Source organism: Priestia endophytica DSM 13796, assembly GCF_900115845.1.
Lineage (GTDB): Bacteria > Bacillota > Bacilli > Bacillales > Bacillaceae_H > Bacillus_I > Bacillus_I endophytica.
In genome coordinates this window covers 1-21314 of record NZ_FOXX01000008.1, presented here as the reverse complement: position 1 = coordinate 21314, position 21314 = coordinate 1, and the positions used below count along the sequence as shown (strand labels likewise).

Here is a 21314-nt window from a genome sequence, read left to right as displayed (position 1 = left end):
AGGTTTATTCGCAATAATACATGTAATTAATAAATTTTAAACCTAAAGGGAAAGGTGCTGTTTCACCTGAAAGGAAGGAGTTGAGTTCTTGTTTAGTTCCATTTAATTCACTTCCAGATTTTTATTAGTACAGGTAATGATGGGAGAGTAATTTGATATAAGCTATCTATATTGGAGGGTACAAAGATGGTGTATTATACACCTCTAATACAGGAAGCCCATTTAAAAGAAAAAGATATAGTTTTTGAGAAGGAGATTAAAAAATGAAAGCTAAAAAAATACTTACTTCTGTTTTGGTGTGTGGGTTCCTAAGCGCGCCATTGATGAATGTTTCGGCTGCTAATTCAGATACTAATACAATTACAAAGTACAGTTTAAAATTCAATTCGAATAACTACACAGAAGAGACAGCAACAGTAGACGGAAAAACGATTACCTATCGTGCTTATGAAAAAATCGTTTATGTCAAGAATCCTGTTGACACGAAGTATGAAATTATGAATATTTATGTACCTGAAGAGTATTATGATGGAACATCTATTGGTAGCTACAATGTAGATACCGCGCCTATCTTCTTTCCGAATACAGTTGGAGGGTATATGCCTGCAGAGCCTGGGAGTCCTGGCTTAGATGAACGAAGTGGGGAACCAAATGCGGCACTTGTAGCACTATCAAAAGGATATGTGGTAGCAGAGCCTGGTGCACGCGGTCGAACAACACAAAATGAAAGTGGAGAATATACAGGTAAAGCTCCTGCAGCTATTGTGGACTTAAAAGCTGCGGTTCGTTATTTACGTTATAATGATAAAATTATGCCTGGTGATGCTGAGAAAATTATTTCAAATGGGACAAGCGCAGGCGGTGCACTCTCTGCTTTGCTTGGTGCTACTGGTAATAGTAAAGATTATGACTCTTATTTAAAGAAACTTGGAGCAGCAAATGAGCGCGACGACATCTTTGCCGTATCTTCCTACGCTGCAATCACAGATTTAGATCATGCTGATATGGCCTATGAGTGGCTGTTTAATGGTATCAATGATTATAAGAAGCTTGTCATTTCTAGCGATACCGACTATCACATTCAAAGAGAAATGGTGGAAGGAACGTTGACTGAAGATCAAATTCAAGTCTCGAACGAACTAAGTGCTCTGTTCCCTAACTATGTGAATAGTCTAAAGCTTACCGACTCTAATGGAACACCGTTAACATTAAATAAGAACGGGAACGGTACGTTTAAAGAGTACGTTAAATCCTTTGTCATGGATTCTGCGCAAAAAGCACTAGACAGTGGGACCGATTTATCTTCTCTTACATGGATTACAATTAAAGGTGGAAAAGTGACTGACCTTGATTTTGACCAATACATCCAATATGTCGGCAGAATGAAGACTCCGTCTGCGTTTGATGGCTTGGATTTAACCAATGCTGAGAATGAGCTGTTTGGTACGTCCACTACGAAGGCTCAGCACTTTACTCAGTATGGTTTAGAGAATAGCACAGTGAGCAGTACTCTTGCGGACGCTTCCGTGATAAAAATGTTGAACCCGCTGTACTATATCGGAACAAAGGGAACTACTACTTCTTCGTATTGGCGTATTCGTCAGGGCACAGTAGATAATGATACTTCTCTCGCTGTTCCAACTCTTTTATCAGCAAAATTGGAAAACAGCGGGTTCAATGTTGATTTCTCTATGCCTTGGGACCAATCGCACGGCGGAGATTATGACTTAGATGAGCTATTTGATTGGACAGATAGTATTGTTGCATCATCAAAAGCTTCTTCATCTTCTAATGGTAAAAAGTTAGCTAACACATCCAACAACGGAAAGGGTAGTAATGTAAATAAGAACGCAAAAAGTTCTTGATTATGTTCAATAGACTATCATACAAAGAAGAAGTTCACCTTTTAGTTTTAATACACATGTTAGATTTTGAGAAACAGACAGAATTTTTACTGTCTGTTCTTTTCTGTTTTATTGATTATCTTGCTTATATTAGCTTGAATTGTAAAAAGAGAGAGGATAATGAGGTACCTCATCCGGCGTATTTACACCAGAGCGTAAATGGCTCTTTTTAGATTCCAGCCTATAAACTTAATAGCTACTTCATTCTCTGATTGTTACAAAACGATAGAAGAACAAGTTAATAAATAGGAATTTGTGTTTAGTCCTATGTTTCTCATTAAAAAAGAGGCTTTTATTAGGTGGAGTTTTCTATTTTCCAAAGAATTATTTTCTTTATAGTCATTCCAACTAGTAAGCCAATTGGTAAACAAAGAAAGGATAGCCATATTGGTCCTAATAATATATTCTTTATCGTAAACGTAGAGGAGTAAATGACTCCAACTGTAACAAAATAGGCGGAGAATACGAATGGGATAAACATGAAAGGAGAACTTTCACCCTCGACATCTCTATAAGCATCCCACATTGCAAAAAAATAAAGGCAGGGGTAAAACATTAACCATTGGTAATTGGTTTGCGCAATTGCTTTTTCAATTGCTCCTTGAAAGCTTAATATGATAACTGTATTAAAATTAGACTGAACATTGATTAATATTTCTAATCCAATAAATAGAATTCCTTTTACAAGTTTTCCATTCATGAGTTGAGGAAAACCTGGTAATGCTATGCTCCAAAAAATACTTTCTAATCCCTTTTTGGTCATTTTCTTCACTTCTATTTTTTATTTTTCTAGAGTGGTCAACTCATATACGATTTAATTTTGTGATGGTTAATCCTTCATTAATTTTGCTCGATCTTCCATTTGCGGTGGTTCCTCTAGCCAACCGTTTTCAATCATAATTTTAACTCCCTCATCAGCATAGAAGTAGATATCCTTCGCGATTAATGTCGTTTTCATCGATACATCTTTTCTCAAACTGAAAATGGTTCCAAAACTACTTCCTACAAGTCCAAAACCATTTAGAAGATAAATGCAGAACATCATAAGCTTTTGTGAAAATGGAGCTACTTTAGAAGGTGTTACAGTACTTCCAGAAGTGGCAGAAAACTGAACATCATTTTGAAGAAGAATGTCTTCAAATACTTTTATTTGTTTCTTAGCTAGTTCTTTTCCTTTCACAAAATATTGTTTAACTTCTTTGTTTGTTGCACATTGTGCGAACCCAGTAATCAGCTGCATTCCAATATTATTTGTTTCGATTCCATGATGAAGATAACCTAGTTCAATGTCATTTAAAGCTCTTTTTTTATTAAAAAGATTAAATCCATTTAAATAGTTTTTACTTTCAACAAACTCAGAGGACTTAGGCATTGTCACCTTAGGTGGAAGGGTAAGAATTCCTTTTTCAAGTAAATAAAGAGTAGATGACTTATAAATTTTTTGGGTGGTCGAAGTCAAACCTTCATAAATTTCCATAACCTCATCTTGATAAGACATATTCATATTAAGTGTGTACATGCCCATACTAATTTCTTTTAAAATACGTACGAACATAATATCAAATCCATTGTCATATAACTTAGGGGCTTCTAAATTAACATCTGTGTCAGTAAATCCAATAGGTATAGCTATACCTTGCTCTTGAAAAATGTTCTTTATTTTTGTTACATAGTAACTTAGTTCTTGCCATAAGCCTCCCATTATATTTTTAGCTTGTTGATCATCAGCTTTTTCAATGAAATACTCTAATATTCTTAAGATCATGGTTTTTTCTTGATATGTAAGCCAAAGGGTACCGATCTCTGATGCACTTATGGGATTTTTATCTTTCACAGTACTCTACCTCCGTTTCGTTTCTTTAATTAAATTGTGCTTCAAATAGTTATTAATTATCCCATAAAATATTTTTGCTGATCGCCATTATATGAGATAGCTACAATCGTTTTGTTCTTCAATAATCAGTACCATTATAAAAAAACTTATTGACCATTTTTAATACAAAACCTTTTGTAATAATTACTTCCAAAGGGATGCTTCTGATAAATCACATTATGGTAATTAGGTTTGTATAAGATACACAAATAGTATTGACTATATTATATCTGTTAATAATAACAAAAAAGGAGGTGTAAACAATGGCTCAAGATGTTCTTTGTGAAGTCAGCAATTGTACGTATTGGGGTTCTGGAAATAAGTGTAAGGCAGACGCGATTTATGTAGTAAGTCATAAGGGTGAAGAAGCATCAAATAGTGAAGAAACAGACTGCAAAACATTTAAACCACAACATTAATTTTTTAAAAGGTAACCAGACGTCTGGTTACCTTTTATTAGCTGTATTATTGGCAATGAAAATGATTTTCATTCATGTTATGTAATAACTCTGAATTTTTCTGTAGCTTTACTACCTAGAAATTCTATAAATAGCGTGTTATAATGAATGAACGTCATTCATTTAAGAGGGGAGATGCCATATGCAAAAGAAATCAGATGATAAATATAAAAGAATTTTGCAAGCTTCTATAGAGGTTATATCTGAGAAAGGTCTTCATAAAGCATCTATATCAGAGATTGCTAAAAAAGCTGGAATTGCACAAGGAACTTTTTATTTGTACTTTAAATCAAAACATGATTTGATACCTGCTATTGCAGATTACCTTTTAACTCTCACCTTGAAAAGCGTTCAAGAAGAAGTAAAGGAAGGAGAGAGCTTCTGGGATACTTTGAAAGTCCTAATTGCTGATACTTTTAAGATTACTGAAAAGCATAAGGATATCATTGTGCTTGTTTATTCTGGGCTTGCTTTTAATCATTCTTTAGACAAATGGGAGTTAGTATACGAACCTTATTATAGCTGGCTTGGAAATGTAATGGAGAAGGCTGTTAAACAAAATGAGATTAGAAGTACAACAAACGTCAAATGGACTTCCAAGACGATTATCAATCTTATTGAAAATGCAGCTGAAAGATATTACATAGGCCAAGAACAAGATCAATCTTTAGAAAAGTACCAGGCAGAGTTATTTAATTTTATTAAGAGATCACTACTTAATGAATAAAAATTATTGGGAATACCCAGTAATTTTTATTCCCCAAAAATGAATGACGTTCATTCATTTTTAAGAGGAGTTGAGAGCATATGAATTGGTTATTTGTATTTATCGCAGGACTTTTAGAGGTAGTATGGGCCTCAGGATTGAAACATGCTGAAACAGGATTCCAATGGTTGATGACTTTTATCCTCATTCTAGTGAGCTTTATACTTCTGATTTATTCGTATAAATCACTTCCTATTGCAGCTGCCTATACTGTGTTTGTTGGGATAGGTACAGTTGGAACATATCTTGTAGGAATTATTTTAGGGGATTCTTTCTCAATCAAACAACTTGTTTTTCTAGCTATTTTATTAGTTGGGATAATAGGAATGAAAGTATTCACAAGAAAAGAGACATATGAAGCTAGAGGTGAAAAGTAATGGTTTGGGGTTTATTATTATTGGCTGGACTTGAAGAGGTTGTCGCTACGGTTGCGATGAAATATATAAATGGAAAAAGAAAAAAATGGGCTATACTTACAATGTCACTTGGTTTTATTTTATCCTTTTTATGTCTATCAAAGGCTATGCAAGTTATCCCAGCTGGGGTTGCTTATGCAGTATGGACAGGTATTGGAAGTATTGGAATCGCACTAGTTGGGATGCTGTGGTTTAAAGAGAAATTGAGCATTTTTCAGTATTTATCATTGCTTCTTGTTTTAATAGGAGTTATTGGTCTTGGAGTGACTTCATAACTATGAACCTATAAAGGTAGAATCGGAAAAGAAGAGCAGAAGTGAAAGGTGCAATTCAAAAAACTATAGTTACCGCAAATTTAGGGAGGTTAAATAAAAATGAGTAAGAATCTTAAATTACGTCCTTTGGAACGCGAAGATTTAAAATTCGTTCACGAACTTAATAATGATGCAAACATCATGTCTTATTGGTTTGAGGAGCCTTATGAAGCTTTTGTAGAGTTACAGGATTTATATGATAAGCATATTCATGATCAAGGAGAGCGTCGTTTTATACTCGAAAAAGATGGTGAAATGCTTGGGCTAGTTGAATTAGTAGAAATTGATTATATTCATCGGAGATCAGAGTTTCAAATTATCATTGATCCTAAGCATCAAGGCTGTGGTTATGCGATGATTGCCACTAGATTAGCTATGAAATATGCCTTTTCTGTATTAAATATGCATAAACTGTATTTAATTGTAGATAAAGAAAATGCTAAGGCCATTCACATTTACAAAAAGGTTGGTTTTTCAGTTGAAGGGGAGCTAGAAGATGAATTTTTCGTTGACGGTAGCTATCATAATGCAATAAGAATGTGTATGTTTCAAAAACAATACTTAAAAATAGAACAATGAGTATACGAAAAAGTGTTACGCAGAAAGTAAAGCTATAAGGTTCACCAGTAATGTCCTCTAAACAAGCAGTGCAACAAAAGTGCTGCTTGTTTTTATACTATTTAAAGACGATTATCAATTTTATATAAACTAAATAGTAAGGACTCTTCATTTCTCATAATATCATTATTTTTGTAGAAAGGGTTTTTATTTTGCGTGACATTGTTCATAATGTCTTTAATTGTCCCTTGTATATGGGTGAGGACATGTACAAAGGGCTATTTTAAATGAGGAGGGAGAAACAATTCATGTGGGTGATTACTGTTCATGCAAGAGAAAACACGAAAATGTTTGAATTTGACACAGAAAGAGAAGCAAGGGCAGCTTTTGAAGATATCCAAGGAAGTAAAATTCTTACCGAGGTTGTCTATTTTAATGATCCTTACCTTGCTTTATCTACGGTTTAAGTGAGTCCTTTTTGTTTGTGAAGAAAAGGGGAAACATAACAAAGTAGTTATATGAAAAAGACCTTGGATTTATACTGTAACATTAAATACAGAAGTGAATAATTGAAGCTATTCATATCAGTATTTAATGTGGAATGTCAGACATTGTTAAAACTAAGTACATCACATGAATACAGGTGGTGTACTTTTTTATGTTTGTGGACCTCTATATGACCTCATATTTTACTACAACAAACAATAGTGCCATCCATATTAATGTATAACAATACTCTAACGCAGTAAAATAAGCTTACAAGTTTGACTATATATTTCCAATGGAGGTGTAAAATTGAAAGAATACAAAGTAAAAGAAGTTGCTCAACTTGTGGGGAAACATGAAGAAACAGTAAAGCGTTGGCTACGGAGAGGTAAATTCCCCAATGCCTACCGGAACAGCGATAAAGAAGGATGGCGTATACCGGAAGGTGACCTTACACAGCTCGATACGTTAGTTACTGCTCAAGAATACCAAAATATTCAGGAAGAAAAGCAACCAGATGCTCAAGAAGCGACATTAGTAAAACTAGCTTATGAAGCTGTCACACTTACCTCACCTACAGAGGAGATGTTTAATATTCTGTCGGTCATAGGCATTCACCGAACGCTAGAAATCTTGTTAATTATGCGACAATCGGCAACCAAAGTAAAAAACCCTGACGGGTTTATCAAAAAGGCAATTCGTGAAAACTGGAGTCCTTCTACATTGCCTGTAAAGTTGCCTAAGAAACAGAGTAAACATTTATATGATTTTACACAACAAGAAAGAGAACACCTACCCAGTCAGAAAGAACTGTCTCATCCACATCTCCTTCCTTTCGTGAATTGGCTGGAAGATTAATAGAAAAGGAGAACAATGAGAGATGGAGTTATCTAAATACTATTATATGTATTGTCCTGAAGATGTAAAAAGTCGTTATCATCTACTTGTATTTGATAGACAGAACCAACCGTTTCTCCCATTAACAGATTTTTACCATGATTGTAAGGGACGGATTTCCGAAAGCTCGGCTTTATCCTACCTTCAAAATCTGCTACCTTTTTTCACATGGTTAGACGTGTACAGTAAGTATCAAGGAGAGACTGTTCTTTGGAATGATGAGCCGGATGCTATACGAGTTGCCATAGAGGATTATTTAATGGAGGAAATGGCATGTAAAGTACGCGAAAAAGATTCTTTTCGATTCGTAAATCGTACACATAAAAGTCCGAATACTGTGAATCATTTTCTTTCGTCCTTAAAATCTTTTTATAAATCCATGGATCAATTAAAGCAATATGGACATCGTAATCCATTAATTGATACTCATAGTGTCGTACAGGATTACAAAAATCACACCGAGGGTGTGCGTGTAGGTAAACCTCGAATGCCGGACATTGCAGGGACAGAAGACCCTACTCCTCATCGAAGATTGACAGATTCCTACTTTAAGCTCATTAACGAAGAGTGGCAACCTGAAATCATTGATGACCCTCATCTTCCCTATCAGGTGTACCAAGCAGGAAAACAGGTGAAATGGTCGTTACGTGAAATGGTCATTGCTCGTCTACTCTTTGAAAGTGGCGCTAGGGCCTCAGAAGTCATCGAAGTGACCATTGGAGATTACAGGAGTCGAAAGTCGTTTCAAGAACTCAGGACATTTACGAAAGGGAGTCATGGACGGCGGGTAAAATTCTTGAGATTTAGTAAAGATACAGTGAAACTGCTCATGCGGTATATTAACACGGAACGTAAGAAGCTAGATACCTTACATTGCTCATTTAATAATTTACCAGATGAGGCTCCTCTCTTTCTAACAGAAGCTGGACTGTCTTTCACGTACCATGCATGGTATTATCACTGGAGTAAAGCCATGAAAGCCAGTGGACTTAAAATCAATCCCCATAAAGCAAGGCATTGGTTTGTGACCACAAGGCTTCGAGAGATTTATAACGTTTCTACTACTGAAAATGAAGTAGTCCAACGAAGGACACAACTCATTAAATATATGAAATGGAAGCAAGAAGATACGATAAAAACCTACGAACATCATTTTGATGAAGAAAAGCACAGAGAAGCGCATGATAATATGCTCGATAACATGAAAGAAAAAGAAAAAGAGTATCTTCAACAAAAGAAGAAAAAAACAAAAAAACCGCAGGTTTCACGTGTTCATACAAATATCCCTGTAGAAATAGACGAAGATATACAAGGATTATTAAAATTTTAAAGATTGGAATGAGTAAACTGACCATAGCAAATGAAACCCCTATTTCTCCTTTCTATCATCAATTAGTAGGCAAAGTAGATAATCAAGTTCTTCATTTACGAGATAAAAGAAATGTATTTCTTTTAGATAAGGTAGACGATTCCCTTATCCAATACTTTTTGAATAACGTCCTTACACAACCATGGAACAATCATTTCCTACTTTGGGCATTAATTGCTAGAGATAAGCTAGTAGGCACAATTTCCATAAGGAATAGGCAAAGTTCTGTAAATACAATATTAAGAGAGCTATTCGACGCTTTTCAATTAAAAAATGTGGATGAATTTAACATAGACATTCATTTCTATCAGTACTTAAAAGGAGAGGTTTTCCCTGAACACTCTCCTAATAAAAGAATGCAAAGTCTTAGCTCATACAGGTCTCTAGCCTATTCATGTAAAAGATGGGTAACATCTAACCTTTCTATTAAACAACAATCCTATTTCAAACGTTTTCTGTTTAAAGAACCCCCGTTTACTTCAGGAGATTTTTCCTTTCACAAATTAGCTAGGGAGAAGAGACATCACACTCGAAAGAGTGAGACAGATGTGATAGTAGGCTCCCTTCCAACACTTCGAGCTGAAGGACACTTTCGGTGGAACCAGCTTGAGCGACTGAGAACTTCGTTCTTAAAAGCTTGTGAAGAAGCCGAAAAAACCAATGTAGAACTTCCAATGGAATTTAACTATGCTGAACCTGAACGAGTTGGAGAACATTTTTATTTTCGATTGTGGGACAAACCCTCTTTTGTACTACACCATCAAGAGCATTTTAGTGATTCTACTATAAAAAGTGCTCAACGTCGTTCCAGCACTTTTTCTGTTGATAACAATCAGTACTTTATAGAGTTTATTAAAGCTGAGTCAATGAATGGTGAAGAAGAGGCAGAGGGTCTATGGTTTACGGAACTTTTCGATAAAGGGATTGTAGGGAGATGGTATAGATATATTACAGAAGAAGAAATAAAACGTAGGCGCGAGTGGCTCTTATCATGGGGGTATGGGGAGGAAAATTCAACTACGAATCCTACTCCTTTTGACTCAAAGCATAAAGGTATATTATCATCCAGTACATTTGTAAGTCTTCACCAAAATAAGGCTCAAGGAACCTTATTAGATGTTGAACCTCTTTATGCGGCAGCAACCTTTGGGTTGTTAGCACTAGATATTTTCACTACAACAGGAGCACGAATAAATGAACTCTTACAGTTAAGTCGCACCCATAAATGTATTAAAATAGTTAAGGAGGATAATAAAGTCCACTATTCTTTCTATGTTGTCCCTAAGGGACGAGATGCAGTTGAGGCTTATTATGCTACGGAACAAACCTTTAAGCTTATGGCACGCGTTTATAAGATGCTTCAAGAACACTATAATAGTAACGAAATCCCAAAAGTAAAGTATAGAGGAGAGGGAAGGAAACATGTATTTCCAGAACCACGCCCCTACTTCTTTCAGTACGAAGGAAAAGCTTTGACAGACCTTGCAATTTTCCCATCCCTACGTTTTTTACTCCATGGATTACGAATGGAAACGCAAGAAGGTAAACCGATTATTATTAAAACACATTTATTGCGCCATGCTTTTGCAACAGAAGCTGTGCAACGAGGGGATATGTCCCTCGATATTGTAGCTAAGATACTGCATCATAGGAATTTAACCACTACAGCTTACTACTCCGAACCCACATCTAGTATTATCGGGGAAAAGGTGGGCGAATTACACGATATCATTTTAGATTATATTGATATTGATGAAGCTGTCTTACGACACCCAGAAGAACTAGAAAGTACTCTGAAAGAGCATAAAGAAAAAGTGGGCGTCTTTAATAATGTTCTTGGTGGAGTTTGTGTGACAGACCGCATATGTCCCATTAAAATGGCTTGTTTAGGATGCCAAGCAAAAATACCACAACCAGAGAAAAAGCATCAGCTAGAGGAAGTCATTAAGTTATCCAAGTATGAGGAGAAAAGATATAAGGACCTTGGACTACCAATAGAAGTGAAAAAAGCCAGAAAGATGCGGAAGGATGCGAGAACTGAATTGCAGGAAATTGAGCAAATTGAAATTTATCGAAAGGAGCAAACCTATGAGCCGCAAGTTCGATTTGACAAGTGAACGTCCTTGGCTAACCCAGAACCATCAAGATGCCCGGGAACGTTCCGTTCAACTAGGAAAAGAAGCCGTTGAATACTTACTTAAAAACCAACTCGTCGTAACGCTACAGCGCATTGCGGATACAACCAAAAAACTTGACCCGAAAGGGTCAGGCATTCATCCCAATACAGTACGAACAAATAAAGAATTATATGCATTATACAAAGAACACAGTCTAACGTATAAGCAGAAAAAGAGCGCACTCAATATTCAGCAATCACCTTCTAAAAGTCAAGAATTAATTGATTATCGGCGTTTAACGAAAGACAGAAATATCAATCAAGTTCAGGCTAAATATATGAAGTTGAGTAAAAAAGAACTTGTGCAGCGTTTACTTCAAGCAGAACAATATATTGCGGAAAATAATCAAAAATGGGTTGCACAGCATTTTGAAAAGTTCCAATAGAGAATGTATATAAAAGGATCCTTTTATTATTTACCCGTTTCTGCAAAACGTTGAATACGTTCCCCAATCTCATCACGTACGCGTTGGAAGAAAGCCCATTTCTCTTCATTTGTTCCTTCAGCTTTTGCGGGATCATCAAAGCCCCAATGCTCACGTTTTACATGAGGTGGTGTCACCGGACATTTGTCAGCTGCATCTCCGCATAGGGTCACAACTAGGTCTGCATTGTTTAGAATTTCAGGATCAATGATATCAGAAGTTTGATTTGAAATATCAACATCAGCTTCTTTCATAGCTTTAACTGCGTTTGGGTTAAGCCCATGGGCTTCAATACCTGCGCTATATACATTCCATTCATTAGAATCCAAATATTTTTTTGCCCAACCTTCTGCCATTTGACTACGACAAGAGTTTCCTGTACATAAGAAATAAAGTGTTTTTTTAGACATGTGTCAAATCTCCTTTTGATGTGTTATGAAATAATAAGTAACCAAATATATAAACCAACAAGTGTAATAAACAGTGTTGGAATGGTTAAGATGATTCCCGTTTTAAAGTAGGTTCCCCAAGAAATCTTGACTCCTTTGGTGGAAAGAACATGAAGCCATAAAAGTGTTGCAAGAGAACCAATTGGTGTAATTTTCGGTCCTAAATCAGAACCAATTACATTGGCATAAATTAAGGCTTCTTTAATGGTACCTGTTGCATGAGTAGCATCAATAGCTAAGGCATCAATCATGACTGTTGGCATGTTATTCATAATAGAAGAAAGGATGGCTGCAATGAAGCCCATGCCCATCGTAGCCGCAAACAATCCATGGTCAGCTGTTGCTTGAATGACATTAGCTAATACTTCCGTTAGACCAACATTTCGTAATCCATAGACGACAACATACATCCCAATAGAGAAGAAAACAATTGCCCATGGGGCACCCTGTAGTACCTTTTTCGTTTGAACAGCTGAGCTTTTTCTAGCCATTAGTAAGAATAAGATGGCAATAATGCCAGCGATAATAGAAACCGGTATACTAAAGAATTCTCCAATAAAGTAGCCTAGTACTAAAACTACAAGCACAATTCCAGATAATCGGAACATCTTCTCATCTTTAATGGCATCACGTGGTCTTTGTAAATCTGCTACGTTGTATGTCTTTGGTATATTTCTACGGAAGTAGATATACAGCACGATGATGCTAGCGAAAAGAGCAAATAAATCCGGTACAATCATGCGTGAAGCAAACTCAGAGAAACTAATCCCAAAGAAGTCAGCTGATACAATATTTACTAAGTTACTAACAACGAGAGGTAACGACGTGGTATCGGCAATAAAACCACTTGCAATAATAAACGGAAAGACCATATGGTCTTCAAATTTTAATGCTCGTACCATAGCTAACACAATTGGTGTTAGAATTAAGGCTGCTCCATCATTGGCAAATAATGCAGCAACGACTGATCCAAGAAGAGAAACATAAACAAACATACGGACGCCGTTTCCACCAGCAGCCCTTGCCATATGTAAAGCTGCCCATTCGAAGAAACCAATCTCATCTAAAATTAAAGAAATAATAATAACAGCAATAAACGTTAAAGTAGCATTCCATACAATTCCTGTTACATCTACAACATCGTGAAAATCCACAACACCTACAAGTAAAGCTAAAACAGCGCCTCCACAAGCTGACCAACCAATAGATAGATTTTTAGGTTGCCAAATAACGAAAACTAAGGTGATGAGGAAAATCAAAGATGCTAGTAAAATCGATACCAATGTTTATACCTCCTATTCACAACAATTAATGCGTAACCCTTGATTTTCTAAATCGGTTAACTTTTGATCCTGTCTTGGTAATTGCTCAAGGATTACAGAAAGAAAGGCATAATGTTCGCTTTCTCTATTAATAGAATAAAAAATCCATTGACCTTTTCTTCTCTCTTTTACGAGTTTGGCATCTCTCAGTTTTCGTAAATGCTGACTAATGGCCGGCTGACTTATCTCGTAAATTTCAACTAATTCACATACACAGCATTCATGATGTTGTAATAATTTCATCATGGACAATCTGTTGTTATCCGATAACAACTTTAAAATCTGAGCTGCCTTTTCTAACTCAATGGTTGTCTGTACGCTCATCCTATATCCTCCCTTCTTATAACAAAATCATTATATAATTATTCGCTTATATATTCAACCTAAAATCCTATCTAATAACAATCCTATAAAGAAAGGCAAAACAGCCCTTCTTTACATGAAAAATCTAAAGGAGGGGATATTTCTTTAGATTTTTATTTTATCAATTTTTTTTGATTTAAGGTTTGCTTTTCATTTAATTTTCAGATATTATAGATTCATCAAGAAAATTTGATTAAAAGGAAGTGAGGTCTAGAAGAATGATCGTCAATAACTCGGGAAACTTATCTATAGAGTATTTTCAACTAGTCATGAACACGAAACAAATGGCAAAGGAAGAAGCTAGACATTTCATTTTTCAACGTTTCTTTCATCAAGACCCTACGGGTAGAGGTCCTATTACCTACAACAATTTTGAAAAAGCTTATCAAAGTTTTAATCTTTAAATCAAAAAAAATTGATAAAGGAGAAGAACCATGGAAAAAGTGCAAGATATAAAGCAAACCTTTGAAGCGTATGAAAAGAAATTCAAAGCTCTTGCCGACCAAAAGAGACTAGAAATTATGTATGAACTTTGTCAAAGAGGACAGACATGTGTATGTGATTTAACGGAACATTTTGAGATGGCCCAGTCTAAACTTTCTTATCATTTAAAAATCTTATTAGAGGCCAACCTCATTATAAAAGAAACAAAAGGAACCTGGAGCTATTATGATTTAAACGATAAAGAGGTTAATCATATTCTCTCTGAAGAGCTTTGTTGTCTATTCCGCAAGGAAAACAAACAGAGTTGTTCATGCTCTTAATTTTTTAATTAATATATCAAGAAAAGTTGATTTATTAGGAGGAATAAAAAATGAAATATGTTCATGTAGGGATTAACGTTACTAGTTTAGAACCGTCCATCGAGTTTTATCAAAAAGTTTTTGGTGTAGAACCTGTGAAGGTGAAAGGCGATTATGCTAAATTCTTATTGGATGAACCAGGATTGAATTTTACCTTAAATGTACGTGACAAAGTAGAAGGAAATCAAGTCAATCATTTTGGTTTCCAAGTTGAGACCCGTGAAGAAATCGCAGCTCATCAAGCACGATTAGAGAAAGAAGGATTTTTCGCTAGAGAAGAAATGGATACGACGTGTTGTTATGCTGTACAAGATAAATTCTGGGTAACAGATCCTGATGGTAACGAATGGGAGTTCTTTTACACAAAGGCTGATAGTGATAATTATAAAAACAAAGAAAGCTCTCCTAGTAACAGCTGTTGTTAAATAATGCAAAGAGACTGGTGATTTCTCACTAGTCTTTTTCTAATTCATCATCTACCATATCTCTTCTATTTCACTAATCATTCTCGAAATTAAAATCATTAATATTCCTGGTCTACCGTAGGTAGACATAGACGAACAAAGGTACATTATTAGATATTGGAGAGTAAAGGCTTGGATACAAAATGTTGTGTTGTAGTAAAGTGAAATGTTGTTGTAGTAAATATGATTATATGTAGGACAAAAAAGATAGAGAAAGCTAATATCATTTAGCTCATCTCCATCTCTTTTATTTGTTACATAAAATGTCTGACATTGTATAAAAACACTGTTTTGTAAAGGAACACAAAAATATTATTGACTTTTAATAAAACAATGGGAATCCAAGGTCTTTTTCTGCTCATAATGTAGATTGTGTGAAAAAATTTTGTATAGAACATTTAAATCATAAAATCTATTTTACTAAAGTTAAGGAAAAAAACTAATTTTTGAATTTCTAGAGCATGTTTTATGTTAGCTCACTTTGCAATGTCATTTTCCTTTTTGAAAAATATATTCAAAAAGAGAGAAACCTATTTAATTGTTTCATCGTCTAATGCCTATAAATAAGATGCCTATTTCTTAAATAGACTTGTCAGGAATTATGGCATTTATGAAAAAGAGGGAGGGATGAATAAGAGCTATGTGCAATCTTTACAGTTATCCTCATTCTTTTAATTTTAATATCCTATCTAACAAGTAGAAGAAAGCCAGTTTTAAAATCTGTTGTACCCTTAATGTCAGGACTGATTAGTATCATTGGAATTGTGGTTAGTTTATTTATAGAAGCGTGGACTGGTATGGCGATAGGCATCATTAGTTTAACAGCTCTTATTGCTTCTTTAATACTTATAAAAGTCATAGAAACGATAAGAAAAAATTAAATAAGAATGTCTAATTAGTAAAGCTAAATTCTAAATCACACCCCATCCACAAGCGTATCCTAAATGAAGCAAGAATATAAAATGATTAAGCTTCTTCTTCCATTGTAAAGGCAAGGGGATCATTCATTTGTCTGTCTTTTATATAAGTTTGGGTCATTCCATATATTTTTATAAATAAGTTTATTGAAAAGGAGAGAATTTAGTATGAACAAACTGTTAATTTTAACAATAGCTTCAGAATTTTTTCTTTTGGCGTCTTTTCTGCTCATTTTCCTAACAACGAGAAAGACGAAAAAGAATATCCTCTTGATACCCTTGCTTATTATTGGAGGCGCACCACTTCTCTATCTAGCCATAGATGATATGAACAATCATTATATGGATGCTAATATCGGATTGGGATTAGCTTTTATGTTCACCTGGATATATAGTGTAATTGCTTTTGTCATTGCCATTGTTCTTTTAGTAAAAAGAAATAATAATCTTTCAAAAGAACAGTAAGGATGAGTTGGGTGTAAGAAATTTAAAGATACGGTTACTATGGCATTCCTTCATATCCCTGATGATATTAAATGAAACAAAAATTGATGATACAATCAGCAGGAAGAAGTCGCAACTAAAATAGGGGTAGCATAATAAAATCTAATGCAGCTGACAATTTCTTACTCTTCATCTGTCTAAAGAATATGATCACTTGTCTAAAGGCAGAGGAGACATTGCAATGTAGATAAAGGGAAACATATTAATACTAGGATTCCTTGTCTTACAATTAGTCTTTATCATACAACAATACATGCGGTGACAATTCATATGATGGTGATTACGACTGTTGGACTTTTAGCCTTCATAACATGGGTTCTTTTCAATCCCTTTTTTAAGAAGTTTTTACGGAAACATAGACTGGACACCTCTCTATAAAAGTATACCTAAAAGAAAGGGAGCAAACTTGGTGTTACTTAACAGGTTTGCTCTTTTATTTCTTGCTTAAACCAATATTACGGTAACTAGATTTATATAAAGTGTTCATTGATTATCTACGATTGTGTGCAATTAACATAATAGGAAAGTCGAATGAGCTCTTTCGATGAAAAAGATATTCTTAATATTATAAGAAAGGTTCCTTTTACTAAACTATATGGTGTTTTGCTAGAATTCAAAGTCTAGAATCATTTTACTAGTTTGACCTGCAAACCTATAATTATAGGACCCTTTTAGACCTTCTAAGTCACCAGTAGCTTTAATGATTGTTGCTGGAGAATCTAAATTACCTTTATCAAATATTCCTTGCTCCATAGCTGTAAATGTTCCTCGTTTTCCCTTGTAAGTTCCCTCGAAATGCAAAAAGCCAGAGATTTTAGACGTAGCCAAGTGACCATCATCTACATTTGAGTCTAAATAATATAGTAAATATTCAACAAAAGCTTTTCCTTTTAATTCACCATCAATATCATATTCAACATGAGCAATATTAATAGGGAATTCTTGTCTAGTGTTATCGATTGGCTTTTCATCCCATTTACCTACTGTAAATGTTACCTCCATTTGCATAAACCTCCCCTAATTATTAGATAAGTAATCTACCTTCAGTATAACGCTCAAAAAGTATCATAATAATACCTTTCTATAAGGTGAAAAAGCAGGTTTAAGCCTACTTTCTGAAAACAGGTACTTCTTATAAAGTGTTCAAGTCTTTTGCATTCTAAAGCATGAACTAGTTATTTTTATTACGAGCTAAGCTCTACAATGGATTTGATAATTTGTTCCCAATCTTCACTATGAATTTCATGTCCTGTACCATCAAGAGTTATTAATTTAGCATGGGGAATGGCTTTTGCAAGAGCAAGCCCATGTTCATAAGATAGTGCTGGATCCTCTGTTCCATGAATTATAAGCGCAGGTATACTAATTTCACTCAATCTATCATAGTATTGGTCTCCACCTTGAAGCAAAGCATGGTTAAATCTACTTGGTAGCTGTTTTGCACGATCGGCTTCTCTTTCTGCTAGTTTATATACTCTTTCTTTCTCATAAGGTTTTGCTCCACTTAAAGTTTTCCATCCACCTGCAAGATAGTGAACTGCTTCCTCACGATTGGACCAGTCTATGGAGGGACTCTTTGAATGGTAATCGAGTATACCCTGATCCATAGGAGGCAACTTTTCCATCTCAGTTCCAAATACACTTGATGCGATTAAAGTAAGGGAGCATATGCGTTCTGGATATCTGAGAGAGAGAATCTGGCCTATCATTCCTCCAAGAGACATTCCCACAAGGTGGGCCTGTTCTATAGAATAAGCATCCAGAACTCCAATTGCATCATCAGCAAGGTCCGTTATTGTATAGTTTGAGGTACCAGGCGTATAAGTGGTAGATCGACCTAGATCACGATGGTCGTAACGAATTACAAACCTCCCATGTTCAGCGAGGCGGAGACAAAAGTCTTCATCCCACCAGTCTAATGAGGACATCGCTCCCATGATTAAAAGTACAGCAGGGTTTTCAGGATTTCCAAAACTTTCAGTACAAATCTCCACTTTGTTCATTTTTAGTATTTGTTCATTCATTGAGGATTTCCCACCTTTTTTTATATTAGAGAAATGATAATTACTCCTATATTCCTTTCTCTAACAGGAGGCTATTTCCTTTTCTAAAAATTCTCACCTTATTTTCTATAAGATATTTTATACGAACTAAAATTGAATTAATGATTTTTGTAACAACTATAGTGTATGATACATAGTATAAATTATATACTGTATGACATATAGTATAAGTGGAAATGAGGTGGATAAATGAACACTTTATTAAATTCATTAATGACAGAGCTTAGGAGAGGGACATTGACCTTAGCTGTTTTAAGTCAATTACGAACACCTCAATATGGATATTCACTTGTTCAATTACTCGAGAAATCAGGAATTATCATTGATCAAAGTACGTTATATCCGTTGCTTCGCCGTTTAGAAAAACAGGAATTGGTGACAAGTAGTTGGGATAAATCTGAAAGTAGACCCCGTAAGTATTATGTTTTAAGTGAATATGGCTTAGAGGTTTTCTTACACTTGAAGAAGGAATGGATCAATCATTCTAAAGGGCTTTGTGACTTATTAAAAGGGGATGAAGAGGATGAATTTAATTGAAATTTATATCCATGAAGTGACTCGGAGGCTGCCTGAAAAAAATCGCGAGGATATTGCACTTGAGTTACAGTCGACTATTGAGGATATGTTACCTGATGATTACAGTGAAAAAGATGTAAAGGTGGTTCTTAAGAAATTAGGGAATCCAGCCACATTAGCTAGTGGTTATGGAGACCGTCCAATGCACTTAATTGGTCCCCGCTATTTTGATGTATATGTCACATTGCTAAAAATGATTTTACCGATTGCTGTTGTCATTTCATTGATCTCAACGATTGCCCAATACTTTATAGGGTATCGGGGAGAGGAAGCCGTAATAAATGTAATTTTAGATATCGTTGGTTTTGGTATATGGAAAATAATTGAAGTGGGTATCCAAGTGTTCTTTTGGCTAACCATCGTTTTTGCCATTCTGGAACGAACGGATAAAGGAAAAGGTGAGCAGCCATTAACAGCAAGCCTACAAAAATGGACTCCTGATGATTTGAAAAACATCCCTTATGTCCCTAAGAAGAAGGCTATTTCGAGGTGTGAAGTATTTGGAAGTTTAATGTGGACTGCGATCTGGGCAACCCTTTATTTTTATGCGAATCATCTTGTAGGGATATATAGAGATAGTGGAAACGGACTTGAATTTGTAACTTCAGCCTTAAATCAAGAAGTATTAATGGGGTATTGGCCAGTCGTCGTTATTGTGATTGTGTTCGAAATAGCATTATCCCTTTATAAATTAATAAAAGGACAATGGACGAAAAAAATAGCAATTTCCAATACTATCCTTGAGCTAATTGGAACCATTGTGTTTATTGTCATATTAATAAATTCAAATTTACTCAACCAAGGTTTTATTACTTATATGACGGATTTGTTTACTATTACGGGTAATGAATTTAAAACATGGATAATTAGTGGCGGAATTTTCTTTTTTATGATTTCAGCGGCAATTAGTGTATTTGATGGATTTCGTAAGGCTCGGATTCGTTAATTTGTAACGAATCCTTAAGTTAAATAACTAGTATAAAAGGATCTTCATTTGAAGGTCCTTTTCCAGTTCCAGTACCAATAATCCGAGTTATGTTAACTACCTTTCTATACTTTATATAGATTCATATTCTTTGTTTCTTAGCTGAATATAAAAACAATACTTAATAAGAAATATTATACATACATATTACTTCAATTAATTATGTAGGGCATGAACCAGAAAAATACGACATCCTTGAATAATTTTTAAATGTGTGTATACTATAAGATAATTAGATAAGAAACATGTTTTCTAGGGTTCCGTAACGAACACGTTAGCCTGGTCCGAGAGAAAACTCATAGTTGATTAAACTATGCCACGGAAGGATAAAAGCCTGGGAGAAACTGTGTATCAGTTGTCTCTCAGGCTTTTTTTATTTTATTAAAAAGGGAGGTCTATTTATATGGACAAAAATTGGATTAAAGTCATTGTAGCAGCGATATTTGAAGTAGGGTGGGTTGTTGGACTAAAACATGCTTTTGATTTTTGGACATGGACTGGAACAGCAATCGCTATTTTCATCAGTTTTTATTTGATGATCACAGCAGGACGAAAGCTTCCGGTGGGGACCGTGTATGCTGTTTTTGTAGGACTAGGCACAACGGGTACTGTGTTATTTGAAATTTTCTTCTTCGGAGAAGCATTTAAAGTATCTAAAATTTTATTAATTCTATTGTTATTAGTGGGTGTGGTTGGATTAAAGCTCGTCACCAAAGATAAGTCTAAAGAAGGGAGGAAGGCATAATGGCGTGGATTTCCTTAGTATTGGCGGGGATATGTGAAATGTTCGGTGTTATGATGATTAATAAAGTCAATAAAGAACGCACATGGCAAGCACTTGTCCTTTTAATTATCGGATTTAGTGCAAGTTTCATCTTCCTTGCCTATGCAATGAAGACACTACCTATGGGCACTGCTTATGCAGTTTGGACCGGTATTGGGGCTTCAGGAGGAGCTTTATTATCGATGATTTTTTACGGAGAATCAAAAGATTGGAAAAGACTTCTCTTTATTGCAATGATTTTGGGAGCAGCGGTAGGGTTAAAGTTAATTTCTTAAATTGTTATTACTTTAATAGATTTTCATAGAGTATATAAATTTAAAGAGGAAAAAGCTATTGATCTCGGGGGGGGGACGGGACTGACCCCTGATTTCGAGACAGGGATCAAAACACCTTTTAAACAGCTAGTTGTCGGTATTGTACCGGTGACTGGTTGTTTAGTTTC

26 protein-coding genes and 1 riboswitch are annotated in these 21314 nt (G+C 35.1%); of the genes, 19 read left to right on the top strand and 7 right to left on the bottom strand.

What is annotated here, in order from left to right; all coding sequences use genetic code 11:
* Nucleotides 1–263 precede the first annotated feature (263 nt).
* Nucleotides 264–1865 (top strand): subtype B tannase, encoded by a 1602-nt coding sequence (locus BM012_RS15350; RefSeq protein WP_061805682.1) that lies wholly within the window; start codon nt 264–266, stop codon nt 1863–1865.
* 334 nt (nt 1866–2199) lie between these two features.
* Here BM012_RS15350 and BM012_RS15345 read toward each other — a convergent pair whose 3' ends face one another.
* Both BM012_RS15345 and BM012_RS15340 read right to left on the bottom strand, forming a co-directional pair.
* Nucleotides 2200–2667 carry a hypothetical protein gene (locus BM012_RS15345; protein WP_061805683.1) on the bottom strand — a complete coding sequence of 156 codons (468 nt, stop codon included), beginning with the start codon at nt 2665–2667 and terminating at the stop codon, nt 2200–2202.
* Between the two features lie 66 nt (nt 2668–2733).
* Nucleotides 2734–3738, bottom strand: a complete 1005-nt coding sequence (locus BM012_RS15340; RefSeq protein ID WP_061805684.1) for a DUF3231 family protein — start codon at nt 3736–3738, stop codon at nt 2734–2736.
* Nucleotides 3739–4040: 302 nt separating this feature from the next.
* Here BM012_RS15340 and BM012_RS15335 point away from each other — a divergent pair, with 302 nt between their 5' ends.
* From BM012_RS15335 to BM012_RS15295, 10 genes are all read left to right on the top strand, one after another.
* Nucleotides 4041–4196: a DUF1540 domain-containing protein gene (locus BM012_RS15335; RefSeq protein WP_019391053.1), complete on the top strand. Its 156-nt coding sequence runs from the start codon at nt 4041–4043 to the stop codon at nt 4194–4196.
* A gap of 181 nt (nt 4197–4377) precedes the next feature.
* On the top strand, nt 4378–4962 hold the full coding sequence (locus BM012_RS15330; protein WP_061805685.1) for a TetR/AcrR family transcriptional regulator: 585 nt from the start codon (nt 4378–4380) through the stop codon (nt 4960–4962).
* 80 nt (nt 4963–5042) lie between these two features.
* Nucleotides 5043–5378, top strand: a complete 336-nt coding sequence (locus BM012_RS15325; RefSeq protein WP_061805686.1) for a DMT family transporter — start codon at nt 5043–5045, stop codon at nt 5376–5378.
* Nucleotides 5378–5692, top strand: a complete 315-nt coding sequence (locus BM012_RS15320) for a DMT family transporter (protein ID WP_061805687.1) — start codon at nt 5378–5380, stop codon at nt 5690–5692. Before BM012_RS15325 ends, BM012_RS15320 begins: the two co-directional genes overlap by 1 nt.
* A 99-nt stretch (nt 5693–5791) precedes the next feature.
* Nucleotides 5792–6310, top strand: a complete 519-nt coding sequence (gene speG / locus BM012_RS15315; protein WP_061805688.1) for a spermidine N1-acetyltransferase — start codon at nt 5792–5794, stop codon at nt 6308–6310.
* Between the two features lie 287 nt (nt 6311–6597).
* Nucleotides 6598–6756, top strand: coding sequence for a hypothetical protein (locus BM012_RS26460; RefSeq protein ID WP_167360146.1), 159 nt, complete (start codon nt 6598–6600; stop codon nt 6754–6756).
* 328 nt (nt 6757–7084) lie between these two features.
* Complete coding sequence (locus BM012_RS15310) at nt 7085–7633, top strand: helix-turn-helix domain-containing protein (protein WP_061805689.1); 549 nt, start codon at nt 7085–7087, stop codon at nt 7631–7633.
* 22 nt (nt 7634–7655) lie between these two features.
* Nucleotides 7656–9002: a tyrosine-type recombinase/integrase gene (locus BM012_RS15305; RefSeq protein WP_061805690.1), complete on the top strand. Its 1347-nt coding sequence runs from the start codon at nt 7656–7658 to the stop codon at nt 9000–9002.
* Between the two features lie 587 nt (nt 9003–9589).
* Nucleotides 9590–11158, top strand: a complete 1569-nt coding sequence (locus tag BM012_RS15300) for a site-specific integrase (protein ID WP_321170008.1) — start codon at nt 9590–9592, stop codon at nt 11156–11158.
* The gene (locus tag BM012_RS15295) at nt 11130–11603 is read left to right on the top strand and encodes a hypothetical protein (protein WP_061805692.1); all 474 of its coding nucleotides are present in this window, start codon (nt 11130–11132) and stop codon (nt 11601–11603) included. The genes BM012_RS15300 and BM012_RS15295 overlap by 29 nt, the downstream gene beginning before the upstream one ends.
* 26 nt (nt 11604–11629) lie before the next feature.
* Here BM012_RS15295 and arsC read toward each other — a convergent pair whose 3' ends face one another.
* Genes arsC through BM012_RS15280 form a run of 3 tightly spaced genes read right to left on the bottom strand, consistent with a single transcriptional unit; the run spans nt 11630 to nt 13737 of the window.
* A complete protein-coding gene (gene arsC, locus BM012_RS15290) occupies nt 11630–12052 on the bottom strand; it encodes an arsenate reductase (thioredoxin) (RefSeq protein ID WP_061805693.1) in 423 nt (140 codons plus the stop codon).
* A 23-nt stretch (nt 12053–12075) separates the two neighbouring features.
* Complete coding sequence (locus BM012_RS15285) at nt 12076–13374, bottom strand: arsenic transporter (RefSeq protein WP_061805694.1); 1299 nt, start codon at nt 13372–13374, stop codon at nt 12076–12078.
* A 12-nt stretch (nt 13375–13386) separates the two neighbouring features.
* Nucleotides 13387–13737 (bottom strand): ArsR/SmtB family transcription factor, encoded by a 351-nt coding sequence (locus BM012_RS15280; protein ID WP_061805695.1) that lies wholly within the window; start codon nt 13735–13737, stop codon nt 13387–13389.
* A 473-nt stretch (nt 13738–14210) separates the two neighbouring features.
* On the opposite strand from BM012_RS15280, the gene BM012_RS15270 reads away from it, so the two are divergent.
* The 4 genes from BM012_RS15270 (at nt 14211) to BM012_RS15255 (ending at nt 16425) form a co-directional block, all read left to right on the top strand.
* The gene (locus tag BM012_RS15270) at nt 14211–14540 is read left to right on the top strand and encodes an ArsR/SmtB family transcription factor (protein ID WP_061805697.1); all 330 of its coding nucleotides are present in this window, start codon (nt 14211–14213) and stop codon (nt 14538–14540) included.
* 50 nt (nt 14541–14590) lie between these two features.
* Nucleotides 14591–15004: an ArsI/CadI family heavy metal resistance metalloenzyme gene (locus BM012_RS15265; protein ID WP_061805698.1), complete on the top strand. Its 414-nt coding sequence runs from the start codon at nt 14591–14593 to the stop codon at nt 15002–15004.
* Between the two features lie 686 nt (nt 15005–15690).
* A complete protein-coding gene (locus tag BM012_RS26105) occupies nt 15691–15924 on the top strand; it encodes a YesK family protein (protein WP_074842841.1) in 234 nt (77 codons plus the stop codon).
* A 204-nt stretch (nt 15925–16128) separates the two neighbouring features.
* Nucleotides 16129–16425 (top strand): hypothetical protein, encoded by a 297-nt coding sequence (locus tag BM012_RS15255; protein WP_061805699.1) that lies wholly within the window; start codon nt 16129–16131, stop codon nt 16423–16425.
* A gap of 645 nt (nt 16426–17070) precedes the next feature.
* Here the strand turns inward: BM012_RS15255 and BM012_RS15250 are convergent.
* The gene (locus BM012_RS15250; protein ID WP_061805700.1) at nt 17071–17466 is read right to left on the bottom strand and encodes a DUF3224 domain-containing protein; all 396 of its coding nucleotides are present in this window, start codon (nt 17464–17466) and stop codon (nt 17071–17073) included.
* 182 nt (nt 17467–17648) lie between these two features.
* Nucleotides 17649–18488: a CBF family alpha/beta fold macrolide esterase gene (locus tag BM012_RS15245; protein ID WP_061805701.1), complete on the bottom strand. Its 840-nt coding sequence runs from the start codon at nt 18486–18488 to the stop codon at nt 17649–17651.
* Between the two features lie 228 nt (nt 18489–18716).
* Here BM012_RS15245 and BM012_RS15240 point away from each other — a divergent pair, with 228 nt between their 5' ends.
* The 4 genes from BM012_RS15240 (at nt 18717) to BM012_RS15225 (ending at nt 21147) form a co-directional block, all read left to right on the top strand.
* Entirely contained in the window at nt 18717–19064 is a 348-nt protein-coding gene (locus tag BM012_RS15240; protein ID WP_061805702.1) for a PadR family transcriptional regulator, read from the top strand.
* Nucleotides 19051–20049 carry an HAAS signaling domain-containing protein gene (locus BM012_RS15235; protein ID WP_061805703.1) on the top strand — a complete coding sequence of 333 codons (999 nt, stop codon included), beginning with the start codon at nt 19051–19053 and terminating at the stop codon, nt 20047–20049. The genes BM012_RS15240 and BM012_RS15235 overlap by 14 nt, the downstream gene beginning before the upstream one ends.
* A gap of 280 nt (nt 20050–20329) precedes the next feature.
* A riboswitch (guanidine-I (ykkC/yxkD leader) is annotated at nt 20330–20431 on the top strand.
* A 60-nt stretch (nt 20432–20491) separates the two neighbouring features.
* Nucleotides 20492–20833: a DMT family transporter gene (locus tag BM012_RS15230; RefSeq protein WP_061805704.1), complete on the top strand. Its 342-nt coding sequence runs from the start codon at nt 20492–20494 to the stop codon at nt 20831–20833.
* The gene (locus tag BM012_RS15225) at nt 20833–21147 is read left to right on the top strand and encodes a DMT family transporter (RefSeq protein ID WP_061805705.1); all 315 of its coding nucleotides are present in this window, start codon (nt 20833–20835) and stop codon (nt 21145–21147) included. Before BM012_RS15230 ends, BM012_RS15225 begins: the two co-directional genes overlap by 1 nt.
* Nucleotides 21148–21314 lie beyond the last annotated feature (167 nt).